16 protein-coding genes are annotated in these 14867 nt (G+C 62.3%); 8 read left to right on the top strand and 8 right to left on the bottom strand.

Annotation, left to right across the window (positions count from 1 at the left end):
- Positions 1 to 49 precede the first annotated feature (49 nt).
- Positions 50 to 943, bottom strand: a complete 894-nt coding sequence (locus HYI44_RS02875; RefSeq protein WP_225568705.1) for a LysR family transcriptional regulator — start codon at positions 941 to 943, stop codon at positions 50 to 52.
- 102 nt (positions 944 to 1045) lie between these two features.
- On the opposite strand from HYI44_RS02875, the gene HYI44_RS02870 reads away from it, so the two are divergent.
- The gene (locus HYI44_RS02870) at positions 1046 to 1516 is read left to right on the top strand and encodes a cupin domain-containing protein (RefSeq protein WP_225568704.1); all 471 of its coding nucleotides are present in this window, start codon (positions 1046 to 1048) and stop codon (positions 1514 to 1516) included.
- A 51-nt stretch (positions 1517 to 1567) separates the two neighbouring features.
- Here the strand turns inward: HYI44_RS02870 and paoC are convergent, their stop codons facing one another.
- Genes paoC through paoA form a run of 3 tightly spaced genes read right to left on the bottom strand, consistent with a single transcriptional unit; the run spans position 1568 to position 5357 of the window.
- Positions 1568 to 3766, bottom strand: a complete 2199-nt coding sequence (gene paoC / locus HYI44_RS02865) for an aldehyde oxidoreductase molybdenum-binding subunit PaoC (RefSeq protein ID WP_225568703.1) — start codon at positions 3764 to 3766, stop codon at positions 1568 to 1570.
- Complete coding sequence (locus HYI44_RS02860; protein WP_225568702.1) at positions 3763 to 4719, bottom strand: FAD binding domain-containing protein; 957 nt, start codon at positions 4717 to 4719, stop codon at positions 3763 to 3765. The genes paoC and HYI44_RS02860 overlap by 4 nt, the downstream gene beginning before the upstream one ends.
- The gene (gene paoA / locus HYI44_RS02855; RefSeq protein ID WP_122838480.1) at positions 4716 to 5357 is read right to left on the bottom strand and encodes an aldehyde dehydrogenase iron-sulfur subunit PaoA; all 642 of its coding nucleotides are present in this window, start codon (positions 5355 to 5357) and stop codon (positions 4716 to 4718) included. The genes HYI44_RS02860 and paoA overlap by 4 nt, the downstream gene beginning before the upstream one ends.
- Positions 5358 to 5563: 206 nt before the next feature.
- On the opposite strand from paoA, the gene HYI44_RS02850 reads away from it, so the two are divergent.
- Positions 5564 to 6253: a GNAT family N-acetyltransferase gene (locus tag HYI44_RS02850; RefSeq protein WP_225568701.1), complete on the top strand. Its 690-nt coding sequence runs from the start codon at positions 5564 to 5566 to the stop codon at positions 6251 to 6253.
- On the opposite strand, the gene HYI44_RS02845 is transcribed toward HYI44_RS02850, so the two are convergent.
- Together HYI44_RS02845 and HYI44_RS02840 are read right to left on the bottom strand one after the other, a co-directional pair.
- Positions 6246 to 7550, bottom strand: coding sequence for an ATP-binding protein (locus HYI44_RS02845; RefSeq protein WP_225568700.1), 1305 nt, complete (start codon positions 7548 to 7550; stop codon positions 6246 to 6248). The genes HYI44_RS02850 and HYI44_RS02845 overlap by 8 nt on opposite strands.
- Entirely contained in the window at positions 7547 to 8287 is a 741-nt protein-coding gene (locus HYI44_RS02840) for a response regulator (protein WP_045059010.1), read from the bottom strand. Before HYI44_RS02840 ends, HYI44_RS02845 begins: the two co-directional genes overlap by 4 nt.
- 306 nt (positions 8288 to 8593) lie before the next feature.
- Between HYI44_RS02840 and HYI44_RS02835 the strand changes: the two genes are divergently transcribed.
- From HYI44_RS02835 to HYI44_RS02825, 3 genes are all read left to right on the top strand, one after another.
- Positions 8594 to 8857, top strand: coding sequence for a DUF2790 domain-containing protein (locus tag HYI44_RS02835; protein ID WP_225568699.1), 264 nt, complete (start codon positions 8594 to 8596; stop codon positions 8855 to 8857).
- A gap of 42 nt (positions 8858 to 8899) precedes the next feature.
- The gene (locus HYI44_RS02830; RefSeq protein WP_225568698.1) at positions 8900 to 9112 is read left to right on the top strand and encodes a hypothetical protein; all 213 of its coding nucleotides are present in this window, start codon (positions 8900 to 8902) and stop codon (positions 9110 to 9112) included.
- 166 nt (positions 9113 to 9278) lie between these two features.
- A complete protein-coding gene (locus HYI44_RS02825) occupies positions 9279 to 10487 on the top strand; it encodes a cytochrome c biogenesis protein DipZ (RefSeq protein WP_225568697.1) in 1209 nt (402 codons plus the stop codon).
- 155 nt (positions 10488 to 10642) lie between these two features.
- On the opposite strand, the gene HYI44_RS02820 is transcribed toward HYI44_RS02825, so the two are convergent.
- Entirely contained in the window at positions 10643 to 11617 is a 975-nt protein-coding gene (locus tag HYI44_RS02820; RefSeq protein ID WP_122838487.1) for an AraC family transcriptional regulator, read from the bottom strand.
- Between the two features lie 180 nt (positions 11618 to 11797).
- Here HYI44_RS02820 and HYI44_RS02815 point away from each other — a divergent pair, with 180 nt between their 5' ends.
- Both HYI44_RS02815 and HYI44_RS02810 read left to right on the top strand, forming a co-directional pair.
- Entirely contained in the window at positions 11798 to 12067 is a 270-nt protein-coding gene (locus tag HYI44_RS02815) for a DUF4242 domain-containing protein (protein ID WP_122838488.1), read from the top strand.
- 36 nt (positions 12068 to 12103) lie between these two features.
- Complete coding sequence (locus HYI44_RS02810) at positions 12104 to 12916, top strand: class I SAM-dependent methyltransferase (RefSeq protein WP_122838489.1); 813 nt, start codon at positions 12104 to 12106, stop codon at positions 12914 to 12916.
- Between the two features lie 113 nt (positions 12917 to 13029).
- Here the strand turns inward: HYI44_RS02810 and pcsA are convergent, their stop codons facing one another.
- Positions 13030 to 13752 (bottom strand): phosphatidylcholine synthase, encoded by a 723-nt coding sequence (pcsA, locus tag HYI44_RS02805; RefSeq protein ID WP_122838642.1) that lies wholly within the window; start codon positions 13750 to 13752, stop codon positions 13030 to 13032.
- A gap of 264 nt (positions 13753 to 14016) precedes the next feature.
- On the opposite strand from pcsA, the gene HYI44_RS02800 reads away from it, so the two are divergent.
- A complete protein-coding gene (locus HYI44_RS02800; protein ID WP_225568696.1) occupies positions 14017 to 14742 on the top strand; it encodes a tellurite resistance TerB family protein in 726 nt (241 codons plus the stop codon).
- The last annotated feature ends 125 nt before the right edge of the window (positions 14743 to 14867 follow it).

Raw genomic sequence — 14867 nt, 5'->3', positions numbered from 1 at the left:
GGCAACCATGCTGGCGCATTGCTGGTAACGCTGCGCAGGGTGCGCCTGGTCAGGTCCTGTACCGCAACGCCTCCAACAGCAAAGCAAACGCCGGGGATGCCTGGCGTCGGCTCGGGTAGTAGAGATGGAACCCGGCAAACCAGGGGCTCCAGTCTTCCAGCACGTGCACCAGTCGCCCGGCTGCAACGTGCGGCGCTATCAGGTCTTCGGGAATGTAGCTCAGGCCAAATCCGTCCAGCGCGGCGTCCAGCAACTGGTACACCCCATTGAACGTGACCTGGCCCGATACGCGTACGTTGAGGCTTTCGTGATCCTTTTTGAATTCCCAGGCATACAGGCCGCCATGGGTGGGCAGGCGCAGGTTGTTGCATTGGTGGCCGGTGAGATCGCGCGGTGTCTGCGGAACCTCGCGGTTGGCAAAGTAGGCTGGCGAGCCCACTACCGCCATGCGCATGTCCGGCCCGATTCGGGTGGCGATCATGCCCTGGGCGACATCTTCGCCCAGGCGCACGCCGGCATCAAAACCCTGGGCGGCGATGTCGACGAAGCCATAGTCGCAGCAGACTTCCACCGAAATGTCCGGGTACTTTGCCAGGAAGGGCTTGAGCACCGGCCACAGAATGCAGGCCAGGGCATGGTCCATGGCGTTGATGCGGATATTGCCCGCCGGTGTGTCGCGCAGGTCACTCAGCGCCGCCAGTTCAATCTCTATCTCCTCGAAACGCGGGCCGACCTTTTCCAGCAGGCGCTGGCCGGCCTCGGTGGGAGAGACGCTGCGTGTCGTGCGGGTCAGCAAACGCAGGCCCAGGCGCGCTTCCAGGCCGCGAATGGTGTGGCTCAGCGCCGATTGGGAAACGCCCAGCTTGCCGGCCGCCTTGGTAAAGCTGCGCTCCCTGGCCACTGCCAGGAAGGCGAGCAGATCATTCGCATTTTCCCGCAACATTCATGAGCCCCTCTCATAGGTCTTACCTGATTCTAGCGACTAATCATTGGAGTGCGCAGCCGGTAGATTGAAGATGAATTTAAACGTTTATCGAGGACAGCCATGAAGCACCTTGCAGCCACCGCGCTCTCGCTCTCGCTACTGGTCTTTGATTCCCGGGCTCAGGAGGCTCCCATGCTCACAGTTACCCCTAACGGCTCCCAACCTTCGGCCAAAGGTCCGGCCGATTTTTTTACCGGCACCGTGCGTGTCGATGCGCCGTTTAAGGGCACCGTGCCGGCGGCGGTCAGCGGCGCCACCGTGACCTTCGAACCCGGAGCGCGCACGGCCTGGCATACCCATCCGCTGGGGCAGACGTTGATTGTCACTGCGGGTAGCGGCTGGGTACAGGAGGCCGGCAAACCGGCGCAATCGATCAAGCCCGGTGACACGGTGTGGATTCCTCCCCATGTGAAGCATTGGCATGGGGCGACGGCAAAAACGGCCATGACGCACATTGCCATTGCTGAAGTGCAGGATGGCAAGGTGGTGGAGTGGATGGAGCAGGTGAGCGGGCAGGAGTATCCGCAGTAGCGGGAGCAGGATTTGATGATCCTGTGGGAGAAACCTCCCACAGGGAAGCCGTCAGAGCATGGGCGGTAACTGGTCGAGGATTTTGTCCAGGGTGATGGGGTATTCGCGCACTCGTGCCCCGGTTGCGTTGTAGATCGCGTTCGCCACCGCAGCACTGACCCCGCACAGCCCCAACTCGCCGACACCCTTGGCTTTCATGGGGGAGGACATCGGGTCCATTTCATCGAGGAAAATCACCTCCTGGTGCGGGATGTCGGCATGTACCGGTACCTCGTAGCCGGCCAGATCGTGGTTAACGAAAAACCCCGCGCGCTTGTCCACCGCCAGCTCTTCCATCAATGCCGCGCCGACCCCCATGGTCATCGCGCCGATCACCTGGCTGCGCGCCGATGTCGGGTTGAGGATGCGTCCCGCCGCGCACACGGCGAGCATGCGCCGCACGCGGGTTTCGCCGGTGGCGCTGTCCACTGCGACCTCGACAAAGTGTGCACCGAAGGTCGATTGCTGGTACTGCTTGCTCAGCCCGGCAAACTCTATCGAATCCTCGGCGACGATTTCACTGGCTTGGGCGGCGCTGCCCAGTGGCACGCTTTTGCCGGCGAAGCGCACTTCGCCATCGGCAAAGACCGCTTCATCCGGGTTCATATTCAGGCGCTGCGCGACCGCTTCGCGCAGTTTCACGCACGCGGCGTAGACCCCGGCGGTGGAGCAGTTGGCACCGAACTGACCACCTGAACCGGCAGACACCGGAAAACTCGAGTCGCCCAGCAGCACCACCACTTTGTCCAGCGGCACGCCCATCATCTCTGCGGCTGTCTGGCCAATGATCGTGTAGCTGCCGGTGCCGATGTCGGTCATGTCGGTTTCCACCGTCACCACACCCTGGTCATTCAGGCGCACCCGTGCCCCGGACTTCACCAGGTTGTTATTGCGAAACGCCACACCTACGCCCATGCCGATCAGCCAGCGCCCCTCACGCTGTGTGCCGGGTTGTGCATGGCGTTTGCTCCAGCCGAACTTCGCCGCACCCGTACGCAGGCATTCAATCAGTTGGCGGGTCGAGTAGGGGCGCTTGGGATTGATCGGATCGACCTGGGTGTCGTTGCGCACACGAAATTCCACCGGGTCGAGCTTGAGTTTCTCGGCCATCTCGTCCATGGCGATTTCCAACGCCATCAGGCCGGGCGTTTCGCCAGGCGCGCGCATCGCATTGCCTTCGGGCAGGTCAAGGGTCGACAGGCGCATGCTCACCAGGCGATTTTCGCCCGCGTACAGCAGTTTGCTCGGCTGCGCGGCGCGCTCGACCTTGCCACCGGGCAAGTCGCCGGACCAGCCTTCGTGGCCCATGGCGGTGATCTTGCCGTCGGCGGTGGCGCCAATGCGGATGCGCTGGATGGTCGCCGGGCGGTGCGTGGAATTGTTGAACATCATTGGCCGCGCCAACGCCACTTTTACCGGCCGGCCAGACAGGCGCGCACCCAATGCTGCAAGCACTGCGTCGGCGCGGATGAACAGTTTGCCGCCGAATCCGCCGCCAATGTAGGGCGATATCAGCCGCACCTTTTCCTTGGGCACCCCGAGGGTGGTGGCCAGGTCGGTGACGGACCAGTCGATCATCTGGTTGGAAGTCCACAGCGTCAGCTGATCGCCCTGCCATGAGGCCATTGACGCAAACGGCTCCATCATCGCGTGGGCCTGATCCGGCGTGGTGTAGGTCTGGTCCAGCTGTACCGGTGCGGCGGCGAAGGCTGCGGCGAAATCACCGTGGCTGACGTCAGCCATCTGGTCCTTGGCCTCTACCGCCGACTCGCGGCTGCGGGCGAGATCGAAGGCGCCCTCAGTGGGCACATAGTGCACCTTGACCCGCTCGGCGGCAGCGCGCGCCTGTTCGAAGGTTTCTGCCACGACCAGGGCGATCGCCTGGTGATAGTGCTGGATATCTGGCCCGGCGAGCAGCTTGGCAGTGTTGTACTTGCCCTGGCCCAGCTTGCCGGCATTTTCTGCGGTGACGATGGCGATCACCCCGGGCGCGGCTTGCGCGTCCGTCAGATCCATCGAGGCAATGCGGCCTTTGGCGATGCCCGAGCCAACGGCCACCCCGTAGGCCTGATTCGGCACGGCGGTATGGTGTTCGTAGGCATAGGGTGCAAGACCGGTGGACTTGAGGGGGCCTTCGATCCGGGGAGTAGGCTTGCCAACCACTTTCATCTGGTCGATGGGGTTGGTTGTGGCGGGGGTGTCGAATTTCATGCTTGGGCCCTCGCTTGCGCCATCACCGAGGCGAGCGTGCGCTCGACCAGTGTCAGCTTGAACGCGTTGTCATGCGTCGGGGTGGCGCCTGCGAGCAGCTTTGCACTAACGGCTGCGGCGCCTTGGTTCATCGATGCCTCGGCCGCTTCGACACGCCAGGGTTTATGCGCCACGCCGCCGAGGGCGATGCGGCCGGAGCCGTCCGGCTGGATTACTACGGCCACCGAGACCAGGGCAAAGGCATAGGAGGCCCGGTCGCGCACCTTCTGGTAAATGTGCGTTCCGCCCAGCGGCGCCGGCAGGGTCACGGCGGTGATCAGTTCGTGGGCGGCGAGGGCGGTTTCGATGTTTGGCATGTTGCCCGGCAGACGATGGAAGTCCGCAATCGGAATGACCCGCGTGCTGCCGTCGGGGCGCACGGTTTCGACCTGTGCATCGAGGGCGCGCATGGCCACTGCCATGTCGCTGGGGTGTGTGGCAATACAGGCGTCGCTGACGCCGATGACACCCAGCGGGCGACTGAAGCCGCCGATGGCCGCGCAACCGCTGCCGGGCTGGCGCTTATTGCACGCTTGATGAGTGTCGTAGAAGTACGGGCAGCGAGTACGTTGCAGCAGGTTGCCAGCCGTGGTCGCCATGTTGCGCAACTGGCCGGAGGCCCCGGCGAGCAGGGCGCGGGACAGCAAGCCATAGTCCTGGCGGACCCGCGAATCGGCAGCCAGGTCGGTGTTGCGCACCAGCGCGCCGATTCTCAGGCCGCCTTCGGGAGTGGCTTCGATGCGGTCCAGGGCCAGGCCGTTGACGTCGATCAGGTGGGTTGGGGTTTCGATGTCAAGTTTCATCAGGTCCAGCAGGTTGGTACCGCCGGCGATGAACCTTGAGCCGTCAACCTGGGCGGCCAGCGCGGCAGCTTCGGCAGGGGACTTGGCGCGTAGATAGGTAAAGGGCCTCATGCGCTGGCCTGCGCGACTTCGCTGATGGCGTCGATGATGTTGGAGTACGCGCCGCAGCGGCAGATATTGCCGCTCATGCGCTCCTGGAATTCACTGGCGATCAACTGGGGCGCGGCGGTAAGACTCGCGCTGACGTGGCTGGGAATGCCGTCGCGGATTTCTCCGAGCACCGCCACCGCCGAACAGATCTGCCCGGGGGTGCAGTAACCGCATTGGTAGCCGTCATGCTTGATGAACGCGGCCTGCATCGGGTGCAGTTGGTCCGGCGTGCCAAGACCCTCGATGGTGGTGATGTTCGAACCCTCGTGCATCACCGCCAGGGTCAGGCACGAATTGACGCGCCGACCATCGGCAAGCACCGTGCACGCGCCGCACTGGCCGTGGTCGCAGCCTTTTTTGGTGCCGGTGAGCAAAAGGTGTTCGCGCAATGCATCGAGCAATGTGGTGCGCGTATCGAGGTCAAGGTTGCGTAACTGGCCGTTGACCGTCAGCGACACCGTCGCCTGGATCGGTCGCGCCGCATTGGCGGCGCTGGCCTGGGCACTGATGAAAGGGGGCAACGCCAATGCCGTGGCCGAGACAGCGCCAACAATCAGGAATTTTCGTCGGGATATCGAAAGCGGGTCACGGTCGTCCATTGGTTCGATTCCTGTCATTGATTCGGCGTGGCCGATGATCGTCTGAAAGACTGACCGCCATAGTGGCAGAATGTTTTTGCGTATATCGGCTATAGACTTATGCGTGGGGCTCATGAATTCGCCGCTTCGTCCTTCGGCGGTCACCCGATGCGCACTCTGCGCGTTATCATTACTGCTTCGAGCACCAGCCAGACCCAGAGCCGCACATGCCCCAGATCACCCATTTCAAAACCCCATGCCCAGAGCATCTGACCAGTCAGATTCTGCAGTTGGTCGTCGACAACCTCACTGACATCAGCATGGTCGCGATCCCGCCGAGCAACCTGCTTTACAACGTTTATCAATATGCGATTGGCTATGAAGTGCATCTGTATCTGGAGGCGTTGAACGGCACCAAGGGGGTTGCCGTGGAGTTGCTGGTGGCCACTGATGAGGACGACCCGGAGCAGGTCGTTGGTTTCCTGTTATACCTGCCGATCCAGGACGATCCCGATGCCTGTGGCGTCGCGTACATGGCGGTGCAGGCGGATCATCGACGGCAGGGGATCGCCCGGCGGATGTTGCGCGAGATGGTGGGGCGTTATCCCCACGCCGAACTGACGTGCGCCGTGGCCAAGGTGCCCTGGTTCGAATCGATGGGTTTCCAGGTCGTGGGCGTGCGCGGCACCCAGGTGCTCATGAACACCCGTGACCACAGCAGCGACGGGCTCATGGGATTATTGGACGTAGGGCCCATCTACAGCTCGCTGGAGGTTCGGCAGATTCATACTTACCTGCTGCAAAAGCATGGCAAGCGGGCGATGGTCGATGCCGAAAAACAGCGCGATCGGCACCTGGATCAGCTCACCCACAAAGCCCACGAGTTCGTTCGCGGGCGGGGTAACGGCGCTATTTAGCCGCGGGCAGCTTGAGGTGCGCGCACAGGCCGCCGCCTTCTCGATTGCTCAGGGTCAAGGACCCGCCCAGCGCCAGCGCCAGCTGCTGGGCGATCGCCAGGCCCAGGCCCGTCCCGCCGGTGCTGCGGTTACGCGAGTTTTCCACTCGATAGAAGGGCTCCAGCACTTGGGCCAGTTCTTCCTCGGCGATACCGGGGCCGCGATCCATCACCTTGATCGACAGGCTGCCATCGGCCTGTGTCGCGACGTGCAACTGCGCTGCGCCGGCGAACTTGAGGGCGTTGTCGGTCAGGTTGACCACTACCCGGCGCAGCGCATGGGGCCGGGTGTCGATCACCGCGTCGGTCTTGCCTTCCAGGGACACATCCTTGCCCATGTCCTGATAGTCGAACACCAGGCTGTCGAGGAACGAATCGAGGTGGGTCCGGCAGACTTCCTCGGTGGCGCCGTGCACGCTGCGTGCATAGGCCACGCCCTCGCGCACCAGGTGCTCGATCTCGCCGAGGTCGCTCCACAGCTTGTCCTTCTCGCTGGAGTCGTCCATGAATTCGGCGCGCAGTTTCATCCGGGTGATGGGGGTTTGCAGGTCATGGGAAATCGCCGCCAGCAGTTGCATGCGTTCTTTGAGGTACGCCGCAATTCGCGCCTGCATCGCGTTGAACGCCTTGGCCGCATGGGCGACTTCGGTAGGACCTTTCTCGTCCAGGTGCACCGGTCGCGCATTGGGGTCGAGGGTTTCTACGGCTTGGGCGAGGCGGGTGAGGGGGCGGATGGCGATCCTCACGGCCAGCCAGGTGCACAGGATCAACAGCGCCAGTTGCCCCAGCAGCACCGCAGGCAGCCACGGCGACAAGGGCGCCATTGCCGGACGAACGTCGATGGTCATTGGACTGCCATCGGCCAGTTTCAGGTGCACCTGGAAATGCTTTCGCTCCCCCGGAATGTCGGTGTAGGTCATCGGGTAGTCCTTGCCGATGGCTTCCTTGATCGAGGTCATCGCCATCGGCGAATCAGTCATGGGCACCCCGGCAGTTCCTTCGTTGAGCAGGTAGCCGTAGTTGGGCCGATTCAGCTGTTGCAGCCAGCTGGCCCGCTCATTGGCAGGCAGGCGGTCGAGGATCGCGATTGAGGTCGACACGTCGGTTTCCAGATTGCCGAGCATGGTGTTTTTCGCGCTTTCGTAGCGCTCGTAATACTGCACGCCGAAGGACAGCGCCTGCGCCAGGATCAGCCCGACCAGGAAAATCAGTGAAAGACGCGAGGCGAGGGTGCGTGGCCAGCGCAGCGAGAAATTCATGAGGGTGCCCCGATGACTTCCACCGCCAGGGAGAATACGTAGCCCTCGCTGCGCACGGTCTTGATGTACGCCGGCTCCCGGGCATCGTCCAGCAGGCGCTGGCGCAAACGGCTGACCAGCAGATCGATGGAACGGTCGAACAGGTCGGCGTCGCGACCCTGAGTCAGGTTCAGCAGCTGGTCGCGGTTGAGCACGCGCTGCGGATGGTCGAGGAACACCCGCAGCAAACGGTACTCGGCGCCACTGAGCGCAACCATGGTGCCGTCTTCGTCCAGCAGGTGCCTGGCCGAGGTGTCCAGGCGCCAGCGCCCGAAGGCCAGCAGGCGCCCGCTTTCGGTAACCACCAGGTTCGGCGGCAGCATTCGTGTGCGGCGCAGCACGGCGCTGATGCGCGCGAGCAGTTCCCGGGCGGCGAAGGGTTTGACCAGGTAATCATCGGCGCCCATTTCCAGGCCAATGATACGGTCGGTCTCGTCACTGCGGGCGGTGAGCATCAATACCGGGGTGGCCTTGTGCTTGCCGGCGCGAAGTTCGCGGCACAGCAGCAGGCCATCGTCCCCCGGCATCATGATGTCCAGGACGATGAGGTCCACTGGCGTGGATTCGAGAAAGGCGCGCATTTGTCGGCCGTCGGCGACCACCGTGGTGCGCAGCCCGTTCTTTTTCAGGTAATTGCCGACCAGCTCGCGAATCTCGCGGTCATCGTCAACGATGAGAATGTGATCAACGTGTTCCATGGGGCCGGGCCTCTGTAAACGGGGGATGTCGCGCAGTCTATCGAGCCTTCGCGCGCGTGACTCCTGCCCTTTGTATTGCAGTGTATCTGGCCTTGAGGCGGACACACGCAGACTCAAAAACCGTGTTTTTTCCGGGTTTTGTATCGCTGTGTATCGGGAGGCGGTTCTGATACGTAGCGATTAACCCGCGCCTGTTTCCGACACAGAGGGGATACCTGACGGGCTTCTAATGAGCTCCATCGAGGCAACCCAAACCGCCTCGGCTCAATACCACGATTGACCCATTGAAGCCTTGAGGAAACCGCCATGAACACCAAAGCCGTCTACGCCGCCTGCCTGTTTGCCGCGCTGAATATCTGCACCTTGTCGGCCCGTGCCGAAGCCACGGTCAAGCCTGAAACCTACACCTACGGCACGCATCTGGACATCAGGAAAGTCATTTCGATGAAACAGGACGCCACGCCGACTTGCGGAATTATCAACGCCGAGCTGACCTACCTCGATTCCCAGGGCGACACCAAGGTCCTGGACTACCGCAAATTTGCTGACGGCTGCAACGACGACAACTGAGTCGCCTGATTGCCTATTACTGATTTTACGAGGATCCGCATCATGAAAAACCTGACCCGTTATCTGACCGCAGTGGCTTTTTCCGTAGCCGGCGCGGCTGCCCATGCCAATGCTGCGGTGGAGCAGAGTAGCTGCGCCGGTAGCACTTGTTTTCAACTGACCCCTGTGGAGCACGAGGGTGCAAGCCCGCTGCTGGCCGAAGATGGCTCCAGCCGCACGCCGCAGGGGCAGTTGCTGGATACCCAGACGGCCTGAACCCAAACACCAATCCCCAATCCCCAATCCCCTGTAGGAGCGAGCTCGCTCGCGATGGTCTAGTGGACACCGTGGGGTGCCAGGCGCCCCGCGTAGTCGTTAAAGACCATCGCGAGCAAGCTCGCTCCTACAGGGGGCATGAGCCGCTCATTATTCAGGTGATCCCATGTTAATCATCGCTTTCCTGGGCGGTATCCTCACCGTCCTCAGCCCGTGCATCCTCCCGGTCGTGCCGTTCCTGTTCGCCGGCGTTGAACGCAGCCGCACCTCGATCCTGCTGACCCTCGGCGGCATGGTCCTGACCTTCGCCCTGATCTCAAGCCTGGCGGTGGTCAGCAGCGAGTGGGTGATACAGGCCAGTAACACCGGCCGCCACGTGGCATTGGTGGTGATGGCACTGTTTGCACTGTCGCTGATTTCCGCGCGCATCGGCGGTTGGCTGGCGCGGCCTTTCGTGCTGCTGGGCAATCGCCTCGATCCCGACACGCGCAAAATGTCCGGCCCCGCAGGCTCGATCATGATCGGCGTGGCCACCGGCCTGCTCTGGGCACCCTGCGCCGGGCCGATTCTCGGGGTGATCCTCACTGGCGCCATGCTGCAAGGCGCGAATGCCGGCACCAGCCTGCTGCTGGTGGCTTATGGGCTGGGCAGCGCGCTGTCGCTGGGTACCCTGATTTTCGCCGGTCGTGGCCTGGTAAACCGTCTCAAAGCATCGATACCGGTCACCGGCTGGTTGCGTCGCGGTGCTGGCGTGGCAGTGCTGGCCGCTGCAGCAGTGATCTCCACCGGTGCCGACAAGACACTGCTGGCTGGCACGTCGTCCGAAGGCATCAGCAGCGTTGAGAAGGGGGTTCTGGAAACCGTGCCAAAAGTGCTGGATTACTTCGTCAGCAAGGTCAAGGCCGATACCATGGACAACGCCCAGGGCGCCATGCCATCGCTGGCCGGTGCGGTCCAATGGCTCAACTCCCCGGAACTCAGCGGCGAATCGCTTAAAGGCAAGGTGGTGCTGGTGGATTTCTGGACCTTCGACTGCATCAACTGCCAGCGCACCTTGCCGTACGTGAAAGACTGGGCGAAGAAGTATGAGAAAGATGGCCTGGTGGCGATCGGCGTACATACGCCTGAGTACGGTTTCGAACGCATCATCGATAACGTCCGGGATCAGGTGAAGAAGCTCGGCATCACCTACCCGGTGGCCATCGACAACAACTACGCGATCTGGCGCAATTTCGACAACCAGTACTGGCCCGCGCATTACTTGGTCGATGCCAAGGGGCAGGTGCGCTACACCCATTTTGGCGAAGGCGCCTACGACGCGCAGGAGCAGATGATTCAGCAACTGCTGGAGGAGGCCAAGGCGCCCGGAGCCTGATCGGGGCCATTGCCTGACAAGCTGAACCCTGTAGGAGCTGCCGAAGGCTGCGATCTTTTGATCTTTTGCAATTGTGATCCCGCAGAAAATCAAAAGATCGCAGCCTTCGGCAGCTTCTACAGGGTGGGTCTCGCCGGCGGGCAATAGTTCAGATCTCACAGCCGCTGCTGCACAGTCCCTGCCTGGCAGCGGCGCCAGGCCGCAGGCGGTGAGCCGAACTCGCGCCGGAATGCGCGGCTGAAGGCGGTGTCCGTCTGGTACCCGACTTCCTCGGCAATGCGCGTCAGTGAACTGTTGCTGCGGCTCAGCAGATTGGCCGCCAGCAGCATTCGCCATTGCGTCAGGTATTGCATCGGCGAGCTGCCGACCAATTGCTGGAAACGCTCGGCCAGCACCGACCTTGAGGTGCCGGCGGTGCGGGCCAGCTCCTCCAGGGTCCAGGCGTTCGCAGGGCTTTTGTGCAGGGCGTTCAGGGCGGCGCCGACAATCCGGTCGCCAACTCCCGCCAGCCATCCTGTGCGGCCCTCACCGTGTTCGTTCATGTACAAGCGCAGCACTTCGATGAACAGCACTTCGGCCAGTTTCGCCAGCACGCCTTCGCCTCCGGGCCTGGGGGAGCGGGCTTCGGTCAGCGCGTAACGCACCGAGGACTCGAGCCATAGCCCGGCGTCCGAGCCGCGAACATTGACCCGCACGATGGCGGGCAAACCGGTCAAGAGCATGCCCGCCAGCCGCGTATCACACGCCAGATAACCGCACACCAGGCGTGTGACGACGCCGCCTCCGCCATAGCTCAGTTGCCGTGGACGACGCGCCAGCACTGCGTCCAGGCGCGCTCCTGTAGCAGGGGGCAGGCCCGGGCTCGAGCACATGCGATGGGCATCGCCCTGGGGAAATACCACCACATCGCCCGCGGTCAGCAGCAACGGCGGATCGTCACCGAGTTCGACGTAGCACTCGCCTTCGGTAATCAGATGAAAGATGACCACCCGTTCGGCACCGGGTTCCAGAAAGGGCGCGGCCGAGTCGGCGCTCGGGGATTGGTAGCACCAGGGGGCGGTAAACCTGGCATTGATAAAAATCGCGCCGATCAGGCGGACGACGCGCAGGGTCTGGGACAGGGCGTCCATGGGGATTTACCCGTGCAGGCGGGGGCCCTTCAAGTGTGGCCCGATCGCAAGGCAATGGAAAAACTCCGGACGATCGGACAGGCCTGGCCGACGATCGGACAGGACGCCGCCCTGCAGCGGGGCGATAGTTTGCCTGCAGGGCACAAGACCCTGTCCCCATAACAAGAATGAGAGGTTGTCATGCCTAAGTTCGTCATTGAACGGGAGATAGCAGGTGCAGGAGCACTGTCGGAGCGGGATTTGAAAGCAGCGGCGCAAAAGTCTTGCCGGACCTTGCGCGATTTGCCCCAGGTGCAGTGGCAGGAAAGCTACGTCACAGGTGACAAACTCTATTGCGTGTATATCGCACCGGATGAACAGCAGATCCAGGAACACGCCCGGCTGAGCGGTTTTCCGGCTAACCGGATTTCCCAGGTCATGCACGTCATCGATCCCACCACGGCTGAGTAAGCTGGCTGCGTTCCTACCCGCAATGGAGCGGAATTCATGAGTACACCCATTGATCTCACTGCCTTGAAGAACCGTCAGATGGCCGCCTGGGCCAGTGGCGACTACGCCGTGATCGGCACCACCTTGCAGATCGTCGGCGAGCAGTTGGCCGAGGCCTGCGACCTGCTGTGCGATGAGCGCGTGCTGGACGTGGCTGCCGGAAACGGCAATGCCACGCTCGCGGCCGCACGGCGCGGTTGCCTCGTCACTTCCACCGACTATGTGGCCGCATTGCTGGAACGCGGCGAGGACCGCTCGCGGGCAGAGCGCCTGCAAGTCACCTTTCAGGTCGCCGATGCCGAAGCATTGCCCTTTGAAGATGCGAGTTTTGATGCGGTGCTGTCGACCTTCGGTGTGATGTTCACCCCCGATCAATCGAAAGCCGCTGCAGAGCTGGCCCGGGTGTGTCGCCCCGGAGGTCGTATCGGCCTGGCCAACTGGACGCCCGAAGGCTTCGTCGGCCAGGTGTTCAAGACCTTGGGCAAGCACATGCCGCCGCCGCCGGGGGCGCAACCGCCTTCGCAGTGGGGCACCGAGGCCTGGCTGCATACACACTTCGACGAGCGCAATTTCCTGGTCCAGGTCAGCCGCCGGACCTTCAACTTCCGCTATCGCTCGGCGGCCCATTTCATTGACACGTTTCGCAGCTGGTACGGTCCGGTGCACAAGGCATTCGCCGCGCTCCCTCCCGATGGCGCCACGGCGCTGGAAGCAGACCTGACCGAGTTGCTCAACCGGATGAACAGGGCGGGCGAGAAATCGCTGGTGGTGCCGAGCGAGTACCTGGAGGTGGTCATCACCCGGCGCTGAACCCCGGGCAGGAACTGCCCCAGGCAGCGATTCTTTGATCTTGAGGCAAAAAAGTCAGGATCAAGAGATCGCAGCCTGCGGCAGCTCCTAGGGTAGCGTGATCATTTGAAAGTTTATTTGTGCCGCGATCCATCAAACCACTCCAGCGCCGTGCGCCAGATGCAAATGCCCAGGAAGTAAGCCGACATCAGCAACCAAAGCCCCATCACCAGCGGGTTGATCACCGGATGGTTGACCACCAGTGACAAGCTGCACAACAACCAGATGGCCGTCACGGCAATGTTGATCGGCATGAATTTACGCACGCGAAACGGGTGCAGGAATTTCATGCGGGTGACGGTCAGCAGCGCCAGGGCGATCACCGTAAGAAAGGTGATCCATGGCGAAGGCGCAATAATATACAGGCACAGCGCCACCACGTTCCACGCTGCGGGAAAGCCCTGGAAGTAGTTGTCCTTGCTCTTCATATTGACGTTGCAAAAACAGAACAGCGAGGACACCAGGATCAGCGATACCGTCAGCAGCAGCGTGTACTCCGGCAGCGGAATGTAGCGATAGATGAACAGCGCCGGGATGAATACATAGGTCAGGTAGTCAATGACCAGGTCGAGGATCGAACCATCGAAGCTGGGCAGCACCGACTGCACGTTGACCTTGCGCGCCAATGCGCCATCCAGGCCATCGACGATCAGCGCGACGCCGAGCCACAGCAGGCAACTGGTCGGCTGGTTATCCAGCAGGGCGAGGGTCGCGAGGAAGGCGGTGACCACGCCGGTGGCGGTAAAACCATGGGCGCCCCATGCTTTGAGCCTGGCGATGTGTAGGGTCGATATCACGGGGGCGTTCTCCAAAAAGTGAAGCAAGCCAGTCATCACCCTCGAGAGTGAGGGCGGCGGCAAACCGGTTCGGGTTGCAGGTATCGACCGAAAATCCGCGAATAAGGTTCACCGTCAGTAAATCTTAGCTGCGTCGCGGGAAAATACATCGGCTAAATCCACGCCGCTGTTGCCCTGATGTAGGCAGCCAGACGGTGGTGGCAGATTGGCCCGCAAGGACTATCGTTTCCTGACCGAAATACATCCCTTAATAAGGACGACGTCATGAACACCAGCGATCTGCTCGAACAACTGCTCCGTGGCCAAGCCTCGCAGCAAACGGGTGCCGCTTCCCCCAAGGGCGGCATCGGCGGTGATCTTGGCGGGTTGCTGGGTGGCCTGTTGGGTGGCGGTCGCGCCGGTTCCAGCTTGGGCGGCAGTGGCTTGGGCGGGTTGCTCGGTGGCCTGCTTGGCGGTGGTTCGTCCCTGGGCGGCGCGAGCCAGAACCGATCCGGACGCAGTGGTGCCATGAATTACGCGGCCCTGGCCTCGCTCGGCATGATGGCCTTCCAGGCTTATCAGGCCTGGCAGCGCAATCAGGCGTCATCTGCCTCGCAGCAAGCGCCACAGACCGTGAACCTGCTGGCCGGACCGGAAGTCGAGGAACACAGCCACGCTATCTTGCGCGCGCTGATCGCAGCGGCCAAGGCCGATGGCCGGATCGACCCTGCCGAGCACGAGATGATCAGTACAGAAATCGGCCGGCACACCGACGACCCGCAACTGCAATTATGGCTGGACAACGAAGTATCCCGGCCTCTGGATGCTGCCGACGTGGCACAGTCGGCCACGGACCCTGGCATTGCTGCCGAAATGTACCTGGCCAGCGTGATGCTGGTGGACGACCAGCAGGATGCCGAGCGCGCGTATCTCGACGAACTGGCAGCCGCATTGAGCATAGATCCACAGCTGCAAGTGCATCTGGAACAGCAGGCCAAGGGCACTGCATAAGCCATCACGCAAACCCGAATGAGCAGGGTTTGCTGGCGATCACGAGGCAGCGGTCTATCTGGCCGGCCCCATCGCGAGCAAGCTCGCTCCTACAGGGGGCTTGTTTACTCCAGGCCCTGGCCGTC

Origin of the sequence: Pseudomonas sp. Y24-6, assembly GCF_020295325.1 — a bacterium.
In the GTDB taxonomy this organism is placed as follows: domain Bacteria; phylum Pseudomonadota; class Gammaproteobacteria; order Pseudomonadales; family Pseudomonadaceae; genus Aquipseudomonas; species Aquipseudomonas gregormendelii.
This window is presented reverse-complemented; position numbering and strand designations above follow the sequence as displayed.

Excerpts from the sequence above, each read along its gene's own strand:
- paoA (WP_122838480.1), bottom strand. The coding sequence starts at position 5,357 with ATGGACGACCGTGACCCGCTTTCGATATCCCGACGAAAATTCCTGATT.
- HYI44_RS02810 (WP_122838489.1), top strand. The coding sequence starts at position 12,104 with ATGAGTACACCCATTGATCTCACTGCCTTGAAGAACCGTCAGATGGCC.
- HYI44_RS02870 (WP_225568704.1), top strand. The coding sequence starts at position 1,046 with ATGAAGCACCTTGCAGCCACCGCGCTCTCGCTCTCGCTACTGGTCTTT.
- HYI44_RS02800 (WP_225568696.1), top strand. The coding sequence starts at position 14,017 with ATGAACACCAGCGATCTGCTCGAACAACTGCTCCGTGGCCAAGCCTCG.
- HYI44_RS02875 (WP_225568705.1), bottom strand. The coding sequence starts at position 943 with ATGTTGCGGGAAAATGCGAATGATCTGCTCGCCTTCCTGGCAGTGGCC.
- HYI44_RS02820 (WP_122838487.1), bottom strand. The coding sequence starts at position 11,617 with ATGGACGCCCTGTCCCAGACCCTGCGCGTCGTCCGCCTGATCGGCGCG.
- HYI44_RS02830 (WP_225568698.1), top strand. The coding sequence starts at position 8,900 with ATGAAAAACCTGACCCGTTATCTGACCGCAGTGGCTTTTTCCGTAGCC.
- HYI44_RS02835 (WP_225568699.1), top strand. The coding sequence starts at position 8,594 with ATGAACACCAAAGCCGTCTACGCCGCCTGCCTGTTTGCCGCGCTGAAT.
- paoC (WP_225568703.1), bottom strand. The coding sequence starts at position 3,766 with ATGAAATTCGACACCCCCGCCACAACCAACCCCATCGACCAGATGAAA.
- HYI44_RS02845 (WP_225568700.1), bottom strand. The coding sequence starts at position 7,550 with ATGAATTTCTCGCTGCGCTGGCCACGCACCCTCGCCTCGCGTCTTTCA.
- HYI44_RS02825 (WP_225568697.1), top strand. The coding sequence starts at position 9,279 with ATGTTAATCATCGCTTTCCTGGGCGGTATCCTCACCGTCCTCAGCCCG.
- HYI44_RS02840 (WP_045059010.1), bottom strand. The coding sequence starts at position 8,287 with ATGGAACACGTTGATCACATTCTCATCGTTGACGATGACCGCGAGATT.
- HYI44_RS02860 (WP_225568702.1), bottom strand. The coding sequence starts at position 4,719 with ATGAGGCCCTTTACCTATCTACGCGCCAAGTCCCCTGCCGAAGCTGCC.
- HYI44_RS02850 (WP_225568701.1), top strand. The coding sequence starts at position 5,564 with ATGCCCCAGATCACCCATTTCAAAACCCCATGCCCAGAGCATCTGACC.
- HYI44_RS02815 (WP_122838488.1), top strand. The coding sequence starts at position 11,798 with ATGCCTAAGTTCGTCATTGAACGGGAGATAGCAGGTGCAGGAGCACTG.